The organism is Brachybacterium sp. p3-SID1565 (assembly GCF_025143785.1).
Classification (GTDB): Bacteria; Actinomycetota; Actinomycetes; order Actinomycetales; family Dermabacteraceae; genus Brachybacterium; species Brachybacterium epidermidis.
The window spans coordinates 44,428-59,199 of record NZ_JAMBDS010000006.1 but is presented as its reverse complement, the minus strand read 5'-3'; the positions used below and the strand labels follow the sequence as shown (position 1 = coordinate 59,199).

The 14,772-nt window shown below is 71.0% G+C and carries 14 protein-coding genes; 9 read left to right on the top strand and 5 right to left on the bottom strand.

Annotated features, from left to right (window positions below; genetic code table 11):
- The first annotated feature begins 99 nt into the window (after positions 1 to 99).
- The 4 genes from M4D54_RS02890 to glmM all read left to right on the top strand — a co-directional run bounded on the left by M4D54_RS02890 (position 100) and on the right by glmM (position 3,555).
- Positions 100 to 687 (top strand): hypothetical protein, encoded by a 588-nt coding sequence (locus tag M4D54_RS02890; protein WP_193864466.1) that lies wholly within the window; start codon positions 100 to 102, stop codon positions 685 to 687.
- 256 nt (positions 688 to 943) lie between these two features.
- Positions 944 to 1,387, top strand: coding sequence for a 50S ribosomal protein L13 (rplM, locus tag M4D54_RS02885; protein ID WP_193864467.1), 444 nt, complete (start codon positions 944 to 946; stop codon positions 1,385 to 1,387).
- Between the two features lie 51 nt (positions 1,388 to 1,438).
- Complete coding sequence (gene rpsI / locus M4D54_RS02880) at positions 1,439 to 1,942, top strand: 30S ribosomal protein S9 (RefSeq protein ID WP_193864468.1); 504 nt, start codon at positions 1,439 to 1,441, stop codon at positions 1,940 to 1,942.
- Between the two features lie 266 nt (positions 1,943 to 2,208).
- Complete coding sequence (gene glmM / locus M4D54_RS02875; protein ID WP_259890213.1) at positions 2,209 to 3,555, top strand: phosphoglucosamine mutase; 1,347 nt, start codon at positions 2,209 to 2,211, stop codon at positions 3,553 to 3,555.
- Between the two features lie 49 nt (positions 3,556 to 3,604).
- Here the strand turns inward: glmM and coaA are convergent, their stop codons facing one another.
- Positions 3,605 to 4,555, bottom strand: a complete 951-nt coding sequence (gene coaA / locus M4D54_RS02870) for a type I pantothenate kinase (RefSeq protein WP_259791138.1) — start codon at positions 4,553 to 4,555, stop codon at positions 3,605 to 3,607.
- A 311-nt stretch (positions 4,556 to 4,866) separates the two neighbouring features.
- The gene (locus M4D54_RS02865) at positions 4,867 to 6,513 is read right to left on the bottom strand and encodes an extracellular solute-binding protein (RefSeq protein ID WP_193865118.1); all 1,647 of its coding nucleotides are present in this window, start codon (positions 6,511 to 6,513) and stop codon (positions 4,867 to 4,869) included.
- 211 nt (positions 6,514 to 6,724) lie between these two features.
- Between M4D54_RS02865 and M4D54_RS02860 the strand changes: the two genes are divergently transcribed.
- Positions 6,725 to 7,780 carry a LacI family DNA-binding transcriptional regulator gene (locus tag M4D54_RS02860; RefSeq protein WP_193865117.1) on the top strand — a complete coding sequence of 352 codons (1,056 nt, stop codon included), beginning with the start codon at positions 6,725 to 6,727 and terminating at the stop codon, positions 7,778 to 7,780.
- A gap of 31 nt (positions 7,781 to 7,811) precedes the next feature.
- Here M4D54_RS02860 and M4D54_RS02855 read toward each other — a convergent pair whose 3' ends face one another.
- On the bottom strand, positions 7,812 to 8,786 hold the full coding sequence (locus M4D54_RS02855) for a serine hydrolase (protein ID WP_193865116.1): 975 nt from the start codon (positions 8,784 to 8,786) through the stop codon (positions 7,812 to 7,814).
- Between the two features lie 177 nt (positions 8,787 to 8,963).
- Here M4D54_RS02855 and M4D54_RS02850 point away from each other — a divergent pair, with 177 nt between their 5' ends.
- The 4 genes from M4D54_RS02850 (at position 8,964) to M4D54_RS02835 (ending at position 12,766) form a co-directional block, all read left to right on the top strand.
- Positions 8,964 to 10,064 (top strand): efflux RND transporter periplasmic adaptor subunit, encoded by a 1,101-nt coding sequence (locus tag M4D54_RS02850; RefSeq protein WP_193865115.1) that lies wholly within the window; start codon positions 8,964 to 8,966, stop codon positions 10,062 to 10,064.
- The gene (locus tag M4D54_RS02845) at positions 10,061 to 10,933 is read left to right on the top strand and encodes an ABC transporter ATP-binding protein (RefSeq protein ID WP_396121464.1); all 873 of its coding nucleotides are present in this window, start codon (positions 10,061 to 10,063) and stop codon (positions 10,931 to 10,933) included. Before M4D54_RS02850 ends, M4D54_RS02845 begins: the two co-directional genes overlap by 4 nt.
- The gene (locus M4D54_RS02840) at positions 10,930 to 12,135 is read left to right on the top strand and encodes an ABC transporter permease (protein ID WP_193865113.1); all 1,206 of its coding nucleotides are present in this window, start codon (positions 10,930 to 10,932) and stop codon (positions 12,133 to 12,135) included. Before M4D54_RS02845 ends, M4D54_RS02840 begins: the two co-directional genes overlap by 4 nt.
- A 145-nt stretch (positions 12,136 to 12,280) precedes the next feature.
- Positions 12,281 to 12,766: a GNAT family N-acetyltransferase gene (locus M4D54_RS02835; RefSeq protein ID WP_193865112.1), complete on the top strand. Its 486-nt coding sequence runs from the start codon at positions 12,281 to 12,283 to the stop codon at positions 12,764 to 12,766.
- Positions 12,767 to 12,822: 56 nt separating this feature from the next.
- Here the strand turns inward: M4D54_RS02835 and M4D54_RS02830 are convergent, their stop codons facing one another.
- Entirely contained in the window at positions 12,823 to 13,827 is a 1,005-nt protein-coding gene (locus M4D54_RS02830; protein WP_193865111.1) for a CAAX protease, read from the bottom strand.
- A complete protein-coding gene (locus M4D54_RS02825; RefSeq protein ID WP_193865110.1) occupies positions 13,824 to 14,759 on the bottom strand; it encodes a class II glutamine amidotransferase in 936 nt (311 codons plus the stop codon). Before M4D54_RS02825 ends, M4D54_RS02830 begins: the two co-directional genes overlap by 4 nt.
- Positions 14,760 to 14,772: the final 13 nt, after the last annotated feature.

Sequence of the window (14,772 nt, the reverse complement as noted above, 5' to 3'; positions counted from 1 at the left end):
CTGCTGGTCAGGTCCGGTGCGCACCCGTCAGCTGCCCGCCCCTCCGGCCTAGCCTTTCCGCGGAGGACCCGTCCCAGGGTCCGGACCAGAGGGGGCGGCATGAACGCAGGACGGACGGACGTGGACGCGATGGCCGCCGCGGCGCGGGAGGCCCGCCGCAGCGGTGGGGCTGCGCGTGGCCACGTGGCCGTGGTCCTCGTCGGGACATCGCTGGTTCTCGCGTACGCGACGCTCGCCGTGGTGCAGATCCTGGTGCTGAACCCTCTGGCCGCAGCACCGGGCCGCACCCTTTCGCAGATCCATCGCGACCTGGAGGCCGCGGATCAGAGTCTGTCACCGGTCCTTGCCCTCGGCATTCCCGCCCTCGGCGTCGTGCTCGCACTGGTGCTCGGGGTGGTCGGGATGCGGTCCCGCACACCGGTGTCCACGCTGGCCTTGGGGTATCTGGTGCTGCTGGCCGCGGGGACTCCGGCGTACTTCGCAGCGAGCTTCGGGGCTGGGATGTCCTTGGCCGATACTTACTTCATCGGCGGCGCTGACCATTCGCCATGGTCGTGGCCCCTTCATGCCACCAGTGCCGCTGCCACGGTCCTGGTGGCCCTGGCCGGGGCTGGACGGCTGCTGCAGTTGATGCTGCACGCCCCGCGAGCCGGAGATCACACCCCGGGGACCCCGCCCCCGCGTTGACCCCGTCGCCGCCCGACCAGTAGTCTTGGTCGTCGTTGTGCCTTGGTGCGCGCCCTGATCCGCCGCCGACTCCTCACAGGTCGGCGCGAAAAGGGCTCCTCACAGTGCACCCAGGACCGCCGTCGCGGCGTAAGCGGAACGGTCCGGGCCCAGCGAAGAGGCCATGCTTCAACCGAGGGAAGCGTGTCCACGGTCCATCGAACCGTGCCCCTGAGCACCCGCTCACGGGGCACTCCGACGAGAGAAGAAGGCACGAGTGCGTACGTTCACCCCGAAGCCCGGCGATGTCGAGCGTTCCTGGTACGTCATCGACGCAACGGATGTCGTCCTCGGCCGGCTCGCTTCCCAGGCTGCTCAGCTGCTGCGGGGAAAGCACAAGCCGGTCTTCGCACCCCACGTGGATGCAGGCGACTTCGTCATCATCATCAACGCTGACAAGGTTGCCCTGACCGGCAACAAGCGCGAGACCAAGCTGGCCTATCGCCACTCCGGCTACCCGGGCGGCCTGCGCGGCATCCCCTACTCCGAGCTGCTGGAGAAGAAGCCCGAGCAGGCGGTCGAGAAGGCCATCCGCGGCATGCTCCCCAAGAACAAGCTTGCTGACCAGCAGCTGAAGAAGCTGAAGGTCTACCGCGGCGCCGAGCACCCCCATGCTGCTCAGCAGCCCGTCCCCTTCACCATCGACCAGGTGGCGCAGTAAGCGGGCGCGTCCCGCGCTTCGCCCTGCCGCACGGAACAACCAAGGAGAACCGTGACCGAGACCACCCCTGAGGCCCTCGAGACCGTCACCGACGAAGAGGCCCCGTCGAGCTTCACCACCGAGTCCACCCAGACCGAGGGTTCGACCGGCCGCGGCCAGTCGGCCACCGCTCCCGGCTACGGCACCGGCCGTCGCAAGCAGGCTGTCGCCCGCGTGCGCCTGGTCCCCGGCTCCGGCCAGTGGACCGTCAACGGCCGCAGCCTCGAGAACTACTTCCCGAACAAGGTCCACCAGCAGGAGGTCAACGAGCCCTTCCGCGTGCTGGACATCCAGGGACGCTTCGACGTCATCGCCCGCATCCACGGCGGCGGCGCCTCCGGCCAGGCCGGCGCTCTGCGCCTCGGCGTTGCCCGCGCGCTGAACCAGATCGACGAGGACAACAACCGTCCCACCCTGAAGAAGGCCGGATTCCTCACTCGTGACGCCCGCGTCATCGAGCGCAAGAAGGCCGGGCTCAAGAAGGCCCGCAAGGCGCCTCAGTACTCCAAGCGCTGATCGGAGCGGCAGCGCCGCTTCCTCCAGCTCGCACAGGACCCCGTCACCCCTCGGTGGCGGGGTCCTGTCGCGTGGGCAGCCACCGGCCCGTGCGTGGCCTTGCCCGGCGTGGCCCTGCTCTCCCCAGTCGATGACATCGGCAGATCTTCGCGGCGACGGGCCCACTGCCCGCTACCCTCGAACAGTCGGTCGTCCTGAGCGGCCCACCGGAGCACCACCCTGCGACACCACCCGGCGACACCACCCTGCGAGAGGAATCGGATCCCATGGCACGACTGTTCGGTACCGACGGAGTGCGCGGACGCGCCAACGGCGACATCACCGCGGAGCTCGCCGTCGAGCTCTCCGTGGGCGCAGCCCACGTGCTGGGCACCCTGGGCGCCTTCGGCGGCACCAAGCCGCGCGCCATCGTCGCCCGGGACACCCGCCCCTCCGGTGACTTCCTCACCGCCGCCGTGTGCGCGGGACTCGCCTCCGCGGGTGTCGACGTGCTGGACGCCGAGGTGCTGCCCACCCCGGGACTGGCGTACCTGGTGCAGTCCACTGGTGCCGACCTGGGCGTGATGATCTCCGCCTCCCACAACCCCGCCCCCGACAACGGCATCAAGTTCTTCGCCCGCGGCGGCACCAAGCTGCCCGACGAGGTCGAGGACGCCATCGAGGCCCGCCTCGGTGAGGAGTGGGACCGCCCGGAGGGCACCGACGTGGGCACCATCCGCCGCTACGAGGGCGCGATCGATGCCTACGTCGAGCACCTCGTCTGCACCCTGGATCGCTCCCTGGAGGGCATCACCGTCGTGGCCGACTGCGCCAACGGGGCTGCCGCCGTCACCGGCCCCGAGGCACTGCGGCGCGCCGGCGCGACCGTGCACGTGATCGGCGACCTCAGCGACGGCGGCCTGATCAACGACGGCGTGGGATCCACCCACCTCGAGCCCCTGCAGCGAGCGGTGCGCGAGCACGGCGCGGACATCGGCGTGGCCTTCGACGGTGATGCCGACCGCTGCCTGGCCGTGGACGCCGACGGCGAGGTCATCGACGGCGACCAGATCATGGCGATCCTGGCCCTGGACCTCAAGGAGCGCGGCAAGCTCCACGAGGACACCCTGGTGGTCACGGTGATGAGCAACCTGGGCCTCAAGCTCGCCATGCGCGAGCACGGCATCTTCCTGGGGCAGACGGCCGTGGGCGACCGCTACGTGCTCGAGGAGATGAACCTGGGCGGGTACTCCATCGGCGGTGAGCAGTCCGGGCACGTGATCATCGCCGAGCACGCCACCACCGGTGATGGGGAGCTGACCGCCCTCCACCTCCTGCAGCGGATCGCCGAGACCGGGCGTACCGCCCGCGAGCTGGCCGACGTCATGACCCGCCTCCCACAGGCCCTGATCAACGTCAAGAACGTGGACAAGGCGCGCGCCACCATCGACCGCGGTGTGCTCGACGCCGTCGCCGAGGCCGAGGCCGAGTTGGGGGAGACCGGCCGCGTGCTGCTGCGCCCCTCCGGCACCGAGCCCGTGGTCCGCGTGATGGTCGAGGCGCCCACCGACGAGCAGGCCACCGCCGTGGCTGAGCGCCTCGCCGCTGTGGTCAGCGAGCGCGTCGGGCTCTGAGCCTGCGTGCCCCCGTGAGGGGCCGGTCGCCAGTGCGGCCGGCCCTTCCTCACACCTTGCGCAGCAGGACGGTCTGCACCCGGTGCAGGCCGTCCTTGCGCAGCACGAGGTCCGCGCGACCGCGCGTGGGCAGCACGTTCTCCGAGAGGTTCGGCCCGTTGATGGAGCGCCAGATCCGCTCGGCCGTCTCCCTGGCCTCCTGGTCCGAGAGCTCCGCGTAGCGGCGGAAGTAGGAGCGGGGGTCGTTGAAGGCGGTGCGTCGCAACTGCAGGAACCGCTCGACGTACCAGCGCTGCACGTCCTCACCGCGGGCATCCACGTACACGGAGAAGTCGAAGAAGTCCGAGACCGCCAGGCCCATCCGCCCGTCACGGCGCGGCCGCGAGGGCTGGAGCACGTTCAGGCCCTCCAGGATCAGCACGTCCGGTCGCTCCACCACCACCCGCTCGTCCTCGACGATGTCGTAGGTGAGGTGGGAGTACACCGGTGCCTCCACGCTCGACACCCCGGCCTTGACGTCGGAGACGAACCGCAGCAGGCGCCTGCGGTCGTAGCTCTCGGGAAAGCCCTTGCGGTGCATGATGCCGCGCTTCTCGAGCTCGGCGTTGGGGTACAGGAACCCGTCGGTGGTCACCAGCTGGACGCGCGGCGTGTCCGGCCAGCGCGCCATCAGCTCCCGCAGCAGGCGCGCGGTGGTGGACTTGCCCACGGCCACCGATCCCGCCACCGCGATCACGTACGGGGTGCGGTGCTGCCGCTGGGGCAGGAAGTCCCCCCGTGCCATGCGCAGCTGCTGGGCGGCGGCCACCTGGATGTTCAGCAGGCGCGAGATGGGCCGGTACACCGCATCGACCTCCTGCAGGTCCACCCGGTCGCCCAGGCCCCGCAGCTTCGCCACGTCCTGCTCGGACAGGGGGAGCGGGGTCTGCTGCGAGAGCCGGGCCCACTCGTCACGAGGGATCTCGTCGAACGGGGAGACGGCGTTGACGGCGGATCTCATGGGGCGATTGTTCCAGCCCGGGCCCCGTGACGCGCACCGGACAGGCCGTGACCGATCGTGACCGAACCTGCGTGGGATGCTCCACGTGCGTGCACGGTCGCTCTGGATCGTGAGCGACACCTCTCTCCACCAGCGGTTTCGGGGTGTCACACCCTGCGCGGGCCGTTAGCGTGAGCCCCATGTGTGGAATCGTCGGATACGCAGGCCCCCGCGCCGCCTCCCCCTCCCGCCCCCGCGGGGGGGGGGGGGGGGGGCCCCCCCCCGGCGGGCCCCGGGGGGGGCGGCCCCCGCCGAGGCACCGTGCGCGGTGCTCACTTGTCCAGCTCGTCGTAGACGCCCTGGTAGTACTCGCGCATCCGGTCACCACCGCTGCTGCGCCAGGTCTCCACCGCGGCGTCGAAGTCGTCCATGGTCTTGCGGCCGCGCACGATGTCCTTCTCCAGGTCGTACATCGGCTGGTCCAGGGAGGCGTACTCGGCGGGCTTGGGCACCTGGTGGCCGTAGAAGGGTCCCTCGACCATGTACTGGGTCTCGCCCTTCATCCACTCGCAGTACTCCTCCACGTGCCCCGGATCGGCGAAGTCGTACTTCGCGAGCGGCCCGGTGACCAGGGTGGACAGCACGCCGGGGTGCTCGGCGGCGAGCGCCTCGGTGGGCTCGGGGACCCCGCCGTCGCCCCGGTTGAAGTGGGTGCCCTCCACGCCGAAGTTCACCAGCTCCCACTCCTTCGTGCCGAAGGGGGCGGCCAGGTAGTTGGCGATGCCCAACAGCTCCTCGATGCGGGCCTCGTCGTCGGACTTCTTGAGGAAGCTGAAGAAGTTGGCGGCGCTGCCGGTGTAGCGGATCGGGTCCCCGCCCTTGGCGGACAGCCCGCTCATCGGCACCTGCCGGTAGTCGGGGTTGGAGGCCTGGACGCGCTTGGTGGCCTCACCCCACGCGCCGACGCCGTCGTAGTGGATGGCCACCTGGCCGGATTCGAAGCGCTGCTTGGCGTCCCCGGTGTCGGCGGCGACGTCCGGGTGGACCAGGCCCTTCTCGAACAGCTGGATCTGGAACTCCAGCGCATCACGGTACTCCTGGGTCTCCCAGCGGTAGATGAGCTGGCCGTCATCGACGCGCCAGTCCGGCGGGGCACCGAACATCAGGTTCGGGGCGCCGGTGTTGAGGTCGTTGGTGGCCCAGCGATTGGCACCGGGATCGGTGAGCTCCTCGCACACCGCCAGGAACTCCTCGGCGTTGGTGGGCGCCTCCAGGCCCAGCTCCTCGAAGATGTCACCGCGGTAGAAGATCGCGTCGGTGACAATCTCGCCGGGCACCGGGATGCCGTAGAGCTTGCCCTTGAACACGCCGAACTGCCAGGCGGCGGTGGGGAGGTTGGCGAGGTTCTTCCACTTGGAGATCTTGTCCCCGCCGATGAAGGGCGTCAGGTCCTGGAACACGGACTCGACGGCCTGGTCGAACCGGGCCGGGGGGTTCCAGCCGAACACCGAGACCCAGTCGGCCACGTCGTCCGGGGAGGCGAACACCGCGGCCTGCTTGTCGCGGTAGTCGTTGCCGGTGGTCATCTGGTACTCGAGCTTCGACCCGAGCGCTTCGTCCAGGGCCTGCGTGTACGCGTTGTTCAGCCCCGACTGCACCGCACTCCAAGTGGGCACCATCAGGGTGAAGGTGTTGCCGGAGCCCGGGGGCGCATCGACCGTCTGCGGGAGATCCTCCGGATAGGAGGTGTAGCCCGGGGTGGAGCCGTTCTCACCGGGTATGTCGGGCTCGACGGCCGTCTGCTCGGTGTAGGTGGGCAGCTCAACCTCGGCGTTGGAGGCGACGTCCTCCGCCGCCTTCTCCGCCGGGTCGCCGCCACCGCAGGCCGCGAGCGCGGGGAACGCCGCCGAGACGCCGAGGGCCCCCAGGAGCGCGCGACGCGACGGGGCGAATCGTTCAGGGTCGACCAGATGGTTCATGGGAAGCTCCTCCGTCACAGTCGCGGAACGGGCAACTCCGCCCGCTCCGGAGACCAGCAGAAACGCGGGGATGGGAACCCCCGCAGGTCACACCGTTGTTTACCGGTCCACGACTTCGTAGGCTAGGCGCAGGGCACACGGATGGTCAAGGATGGGCCTACCGGGGGGTCGAGCGGCGCCACCCCCGGGGCCGATGGGAGGGACCAGCCCCATGAGCAGCATTCGCGATGTGGCGGCGGCCGCGGGCGTGAGCCGGATGACCGTGTCCAATGTGATCAACGGTCGTCACCACAAGGCCTCCGCGGAGACGGTGGCCCGGGTGCTGAGGGCCATCGAGGAGCTCGACTACGTGCCGGACGCCCCGGCCCGCTCCCTGGCCGCCAACCGTTCCCGCATGATCGGCCTGGTGCTCCACCACCCCGGCCAGTCGCGCGCTCTGCTGGAGAACCCGCACGACGCCCTGCTGCTGGGGGCGGTGGGCCAGGCCGTGACCCGGGCGGGGTTCTCGTTCATCCCGGCAGCCAGCAGGGACGTGGTCCGGGCCGCCCGGCGATTGGGCTCGTGGCGGGTGGACGGGCTGATCGTCTACGGCTCGGTGGCCGACGAGATCAACGACCTCACCCGCACCCATCCCCGGCCGCTGGTGTTCCTGGACAACTACTCGCGCCGTTCCGAGGTCCCGGTGGTGGGAGTGGACGACGCGGGCGGGGGTCTCGCGGTGGGGCGGCACTTGATCGAGCACGGTCACCGGGCGATCGCCTTCGCAGGCCCGTTGACCGATGCCCCGGGCGTGGTGGCGCGCCGCTACGAGGGTGTGCAGCGGGCGATCCTGGAGCACGCCGCGACGGGCGACGGGCTGCAGGGCGCCGCCCATCTGATCGCGGTCCACGCCGACCACCACCCGGGCTCCGCGGTACGCGCGGTGGATGAGATCCTCGCGCATCCGGAGCGGCCCACGGCCGTCGTGGCCTCCAGCGACGTGCTCGCGGCGGAGATCCTGGGCGAGCTGCTGGACCGCGGCATCGCCGTGCCGGGTCAGATGTCGGTGGCGGGTTTCGACGACTCCCCCGTCACCCGGTGGGTGAGGCCGCAGCTGACCAGCGTCGCCCAGGACATCGAAGCCAAGGCGAGGGCAGCGGTGGCGATGCTGACGCGTCTGATCGACGGGGAGCAGGGTGAGCGCCCCGGCGGGGGGCCTCCCATGGTGGAGCGACTGCCCATGCAGCTGATGGCACGGGAGAGCACGGGACCGGCGCCGCGCCGCTGACCCCGCTCAGCAGCGCGTCACATATCCCCGCTCACAGCAGCGGCAGCAGTTCCTCCCACACGGCCCGCAGGATCTCGGAGCCGGGCTTGCCCTCGAGGTGCGAGGTGATCGCCACGCAGGCCTCCTGCTCCGGCAGCACCACCAGGAACTGGCCGAAGGCGCCGTCGGCCCGCCAGGACTCCCCCACCGAGCACTTCCACACCCCGAAGCCGTACTTCCCGCCCTCGGGGTCCGCCTCGCCGGTGGGGACCCAGGCGTCGGCGGCGTGCATGGCGCGGATCCACTCCCCGGGCACCAGGCGCGTGCCCGGCTCGGCGGCCCCCTCGGGGGCGATGCCCTCACCCAGCAGCAGCCCGCCGATCCGGGCCACCTGCGCGCTGGTCAGGTGCAGGCCGGTGGCGCCCCAGGTGAATCCCTGGCGGTCGGTGAACCACTGGGGGTTGAGGATCCCCAGCGGCTCGAACAGACGCGGCATCAGCCAGTCGCGCAGGCTCTGCCCGGTGCGCTCGCTGATCACGCGGGCCAGCATGAAGGTGGAGCCGTTGGAGTAGACGAAGCCGTCCCCGGGCTGGGCGGAGAGGTCGGTGCCCAGGAAGTGATCGGTGAGGCCGGGGTGCTCGCGCTCCTCGTCGGTGAAGGCGGTGACCGGGGAGCCCGAGGTCATGGTGAGCAGGTGCCGCAGGCGCACCTGGTCGATCCCCTCGCCGTACCCGCGGGTGGCGGCCCCGTCCGGCCCGGTGCCTCCGGTGGGGGCCGGCAGGTGGTCGACGAGCCGGTCGTCCAGATCCAGCAGACCCTCATCCCGGGCCAGGCCCACGGCCAGGGCGGTGACCGCCTTGGAGATCGAGTAGAGGTTCTCCGGGGCGTCGGACCGGAACAGGTGGGTGACGTCGGGCCTGCCCGGGCGGATCACGTGGAGGGCACGCACGCCCAGCTGCTGCTCGACGATGCGCTGGCGCAGCGGCAGCAGCAGCAGCGGATCGGGCACGGAGTCGGAGGAGCTCATGGATACGAGACTAGGGCGCAATCACGGACCGTGGTACGGCAAGGAGCGCACGAACTCCCTACCTCGGTCGGATGACCAGCGCCCCGCCACCGGCCACACTGTCCTCAGCGCAGCTATGTGCACCCTTTTCCGTTCGGCGGCGTCGAGATGCGCCCCCGTCCTGATCGAAAGGCCGCGATGGAATCCGTTCGCCGCTATGTCTTCCCCATCGTGTGGATGCTGATCTTCGCCGTGATAGCCCTGGCGCTGGCGAAACTGGCGTTCTTCCCCGCGAACGCCGAGGCCGGCGAGGGGGACGAGCTCTACCCGACCGCCGAGTTCGACCAGTACGCGACCGTGGTCCCCGAGACCGGCGACATCACCTCGACGATGGCCCTGGACGCGATCGTCCAGCCCGACGCCGGAACCCCGGTGCTCGCCAAGGCCTCCGGTGAGATCACCAAGATCTGGGTGAAGAACGGCGACACCGTCGCCAAGGGCGACCGGATTCTGCAGGTGCGGGTGCCGCAGGATCCGGTCGCGGTGGAGTCCGCGTCGGGGGACCCGGCGGCACCGGGGCCCGACGGAGAGCCCCTGCCCGCCCCGGCGCCGGACCCGGCTCCCGCCCAGGAGTACCTCTACCTGAACCTCACCGCCCCCGAGGCCGGCCGGATCACCGGGCTCACCCTGGCGGAGTGGCAGAGCACCACCGCGGGCCAGACGGTGGCGACCCTGTCGCCGGGCACCTACTCGATCGTCGCCGGTCTCAGCCCGGAGGAGCAGCTGCAGCTGCTGGACCTGGACATCGAGGCCACGGCGGAGCTTCCCACCGCGGCGGAGCCGGTGCCCTGCACAGCCCCGACGATCACCGAGGACGCCACCGTGCAGGAGCCCACGTCGCCCTCGGAGCCCGAGGCACCCCCGGGTGTCTTCGAGGAGTACCCCGGGATGGAGCAGGAGCAGAGCTCGGGCACCTCCGCGGCCCAGCTGCGCTGTCCCGTCCCCGAGGGAATCAAGATCGTGCCCGGGTTGTCGGTGAAGGTGTCGGTGGACCTGGGCTCCGCCAGCGGTGTGATGACCGTGCCGACCACGGCAGTGGAGGGCAACGGCACCGACGGCACCGTGTACGTGTTCGATGAGGCCACGGGCGAGCCCACCCCGGTTCCGGTCACGCTAGGCCTGCGTGGCGAGGGCGTGGTGGAGATCGTCGAGGGCCTGGAGGAGGGCCAGGAGATCCTGCAATTCGTCCCGGGGGTGGACAATCCCGAGGGCGCCATGGTCGGCGGTGAGATGTGGTGACCGCACCCCACGAGGGACGCATACCGCTGCTGGAGCTGCGGGACCTGACCCGCTCGGTGCGCCTGCCCAGCCGGGACATGCTGCACATCCTCCAGGGCATCGACCTGACAGTGGAGGCCGGGGACCATGTGGCCGTCGTCGGTCGCTCCGGGTCCGGCAAGACGACCCTGCTGAACCTGCTGGGACTGATCGACCGCCAGACCGGCGGCGAGCTGCTGTTCGACGGCAAGGACGTCTCCCGGTTGTCCGACGCCCGCCGTGCCCGCCTGCGCGGGGCCTACATCGGGTTTGTGTTCCAGCAGTTCAACCTGCTGGAGCGGCGCACCGCGCTGGAGAACGTGATGATGCCGATGATGTACGGCACCGCCCGGCAGTTCTGGCGCCGCGAGCGTTCGGCGATGGAGATGCTGGACCGGGTGGGTCTGGCCGACCGCGCCCACCAGCTGCCCACCCGGCTCTCCGGCGGTGAGCAGCAGCGGGTGGCGGTGGCCCGAGCGCTGGTGCGCCGGCCGCGCCTGATCCTGGCCGATGAGCCCACCGGCGCGCTCGACGTCACGACCGGCGAGGCCGTGATGGCGCTGCTGGACGAGATCGCCCGCGACTCCGATGCCGCCCTGGTCACCATCACCCATGACCTGCAGGTCGCCGCGCTCTCCCAGCGCGCGTACCTGCTGGACGAGGGCGTGCTGCACCCGGTCACCAGCAACCATGCCCGCGAGGCACTGTCGGCCACCGTGGGCATCCGCTCCGGCCGCCGCGAGGTGGAGGACCTGGCCGAAGCGGGTGTCGGAGCGTCGGCCCCAGCGAGCGCCGGGACGTCAGCCCCTGCCGTCGAGGCCAGCCCGCGCGCGAGCGGTGACGCGGCATGACCGGTCTGATCGCCCCCATCGTCGAGGCCTACGGCGAACTGCGGGTCAACAAGGGCCGCATCATGCTGGCGCTGATCGGCGTGGCGCTGTCGGTGTTCATCCTGACCGGCGTGATGGGCGCCGGCGGCATGCTGGGCAGCGCCCTGGAGCAATCGGTGGAGAAGTCTGCCGGCCGTGCCTCCGTGGTGGGTGTGTACCACGTGGGAGGAGGTGGGCCGGAACTCACGGCCGACGAGCGTGACGAGATCGTGCTGGAGCAGATCGACCGCCTGGGGATCGAGCACCGTACCCGCGTCATCAACACCCTCGTAAGGGCACAGACCCGCCAGGGCGTGCAGACGATCGAGCTGCAAGGCGTGGACCCGGACTACGCCGACATCTACCGGGTGCGCCCCAAGTCCGGACGGTGGATCGCCGACTCGGACCAGAACCGTCTGGCCCCCGCGATCGTGGTCAACCAGCCGGCGTATGAGCTGCTGGGCCGCCCCGCCATGGGAACCGAGCCCATCACCCTCTATGGGCAGGCAGGGAACCAGCAGGCCGTGCAGGCGGTGGTGATCGGGGTGCTCCCCGCTGATCCCACCACGGACTGGGGCCCCACCGCCTACACCGCTGCGGGCAGCATCGACGAGATGCCGGGGATGGACCAGCCTGGGGCCATCACCGCGGAGTACCGGGCATGGGTGCCCCCGGAGCAGGCCCAGGCCGTGTCGAACCGGCTCTCCCAGGTGCTGGCCGACACCCCGGCGGGGAGCTTCGAGGCGGCCCAGTACTCCGCCCCCATGGAGGGTTTCGAGGTGCTGCAGCAGGCGCTGATCGCGGTGGCGCTGGCGATCCTGGTGCTGGGCGCGGTGGGCCTGGTGAACATCTCTCTGGTGACCGTGCGGTACCGGGTGCGGGAGATCGGCATCCGCCGTTCCTACGGCGCGACCGGCGGGCGGATCTTCTTCGGGGTGCTGATGGAGTCGGTGGTGGCCACTGTGGTGGCCGGTGCGATCGGCGTGATGGGGGCCGTGGCCCTGGTCAAGGCCCCCTTCGTCACCGACTACTTCCGAGGCATCGGCCTGGTGGACCTGCCGCCGTTCCCCGTGGGCGCGGTGGTGGCCGGTCTTGCGGCGGCGACCCTGGTGGGCGTCCTGGCCGGTGCCCTGCCCGCGATCATCGCCACCCGCATCAAGGTGATCGACGCGATCCGGAGCTGAGGCGATCCCCCGCTGAGCTATGCCGCCACGTCGTACCGAGGCGGGGCCGAGAGCCGAGGCCCCGGGCCCATGACGGGCAACGGGCGACGGGCGACGGGCGATAAATCATGTGGCCGTGACGGCCACAGCTGGCTACGGTCAACGCATGGCGAACTCCCTGATGGTCCGTGAGCACAGGGCCGATCCGACGGAACTGGTCCACCTGCCCCAGCCGGTCGACCTTCGCGAGCTTCGGGAGCAGGACCTCGACGCGGCCGCAGAGGCATACTGGCTCAGCCATCACGGCTCCTCGTCCCAGATGACGATCGAAGAGGCCACAGCCGACGTGCGCGCTGCCTGGCAGGGGGAGTACGGGCTGTGGTTGCCGGACGCCTCGCTCGGGGCGTGGCGCGGGGACGAACTGCTCGGCGCGGTCCTCACCGTCAGGGACGCCCCCTGGGACGATGCACCACCCGGGCCGTTCATCATCGACCTGTTCGTGATTCCCGCCGTGCGTCGACAGGGGATTGCCCGTGCTCTCGTCACTGCCGCTGTCGGTGCCGTACGCGAGCCGGTGGCCCTCCGAGTGGACGACACCGCGCCCGCAGCGCGTGCCCTCTACCTGGACCTCGGGTTCCGCGAGGTGGGGTGAGGCTGCGCGTCCGTGGGGCGACGACGCGCGCCCCGGCGCAGTTCGGCCGGGCCGGCTCAGACCGCGACGATCGGCGGCAGCGGCTCGTCGGCCGCTCGGGTGACCGGCTCGGCGAGGGTGAGCCCGTCGCGTCGGCCGATGAGCACGCAGGCCACCGCGGTGCCCACGACCAGGGCCACGGCCCCAGCGATTCCACCGGCGAGCGCCGCGGAGGCGGGCGCGCCGCCGGCCAGGGCCGCGTTCGAACTGCCCGGGGCGGCTGACGCCGCGACCATCGCCGCGGCGCCCGAACCGATACCGGTGCCCACCGCGAGGCCGGAGGTGAGGATACCGACGACGGTCGTCGTGAGGGTGAGCAAGAAGGGCAGTTCGAGGCCGCCGCTCTTCCAGGCGAGGATGCCGGCGCAGGCGGCCAGGGTGAGGGCGGGAATCAGCACGGCGGCGCTCCATTCACGCCCGATCAGCACGATGCCCATCGCCGCGAGGATCGGGAGGACGGGGCTGCGCAGCCAGGTGCCGAGGGCCTGCATCACCAGTCCGCGCATCGTCAGTTCCAGGCCCGCCACCTGCAGGGGCGCAAGCACGGCGGTGACCAGTACCAGTGCGAGCACGGCACCGGTCGACGGGCCGGGCGCGTCAGGGCCCGCCTCCACCGGTGCGAGGGACCCGGCCAGCGCGGCCACGCCCACCGTGATCACGCCACCGGCGATGACGGCCAACGCTGCAGGGGTCGAAAGGACGCTGCGGCGGTGGGCGGCCACCGAGAACGCGGTGGCGATGGGACGCCACCCGCCCGCGCGCACGCCGATCAGACCGGCCGGCAGCCACAGCGCACCCATCGCCAGAGCGAGGCCCACGTCCAGCGGGCTGGCGGGGTCACCGCTGGTCACACCCAGGGCGACGTTGACCCCGGGCACCAGGGCCAGCAGCAGCACCACGGTGACCAGCAGCGCGGACGCCATGATCACGTACGACGCGAAGGCGGCGAACACGGTCAGCAAAGGCTTGGACCATGCCGACCAGGGCTCGCGCAGGGTGGCCATGCGGTGGTACGCGGTCATGCTGCGCGCCGCGATGCGAGACGCCGGGCGAGACGCTGGCGGCGCTGCTCGTGCTCGCGGGCCTGGGCCGCGTGCGCCTGGGAGGCCGCGGCCGACAGGCCGAGGTCATCGATGGTGAGCGCCTGGGCCAGCGGCCCGAAGGGACGCTCGCTGGTCATGGTCGCGCCGGGGCCGACGTGGATCAGCTCGCCCGGGTCCATCAGGCGCCAGCCTGCGTCGTCGTCCATCGGCTCGCTGGCGATCACCACGGAGCGCACGTCCTGCAGGTCCTCGCTGTCCACGCGCAGGGAGTCGGAGGACTGCTCGAGGGGCTCTCGGGGATCAGCCGCGGTGGCGGAGCGTTCCAGCACCCACAGCTCGTTGGTGGCGGGAAGCCGCACGGCGATCAGTTCGTCCCCGCGCATGGCGAGCAGGTTCACGGAGTACACGGGCACGTTGCGGGCGATCCAGTCCAGCGCTGCCACCACCCCGTCGTGCAGGTCGTCGCCGTGGGCGGCGACCTCGCCGGTGACCAGGGCGGCCATCCATTCGCTGTCGGTGGTGCCGTGCACGTGGTGGGCCGTGCCCAGCTGCCGCACGCGCTGCTTCATGCCGGAGGTGACCTCGAGGACCCCGTTGTGCGCGGAGACGATGCCGTCCTGCACGAAGGGGTGGGTGTTCTCAGTGGTGTGCTGGGTGCCGCTGGACAGTCGCACGTGCGCGATCATCGAACGGGTGCGCACCTGCTGCGCGATCCGGCCGAAGCGCTCGGAGCGGTAGGCGGCGATGGGCCGCTTCCTGACCTGCACCTGCCCCGTTGCCTCGTCCACCCAGGCGAGACCGGTGCCGTCGGCGTTGAAGCGGGACTGGGTCACCAGGGAGTAGGGGGCATCCATCAGCCACATCTGGGCGGTGACGGGCTGGTCGGCGTGGAGAGCGAAGAGTCGGCACATGTCGGCGTCGAGT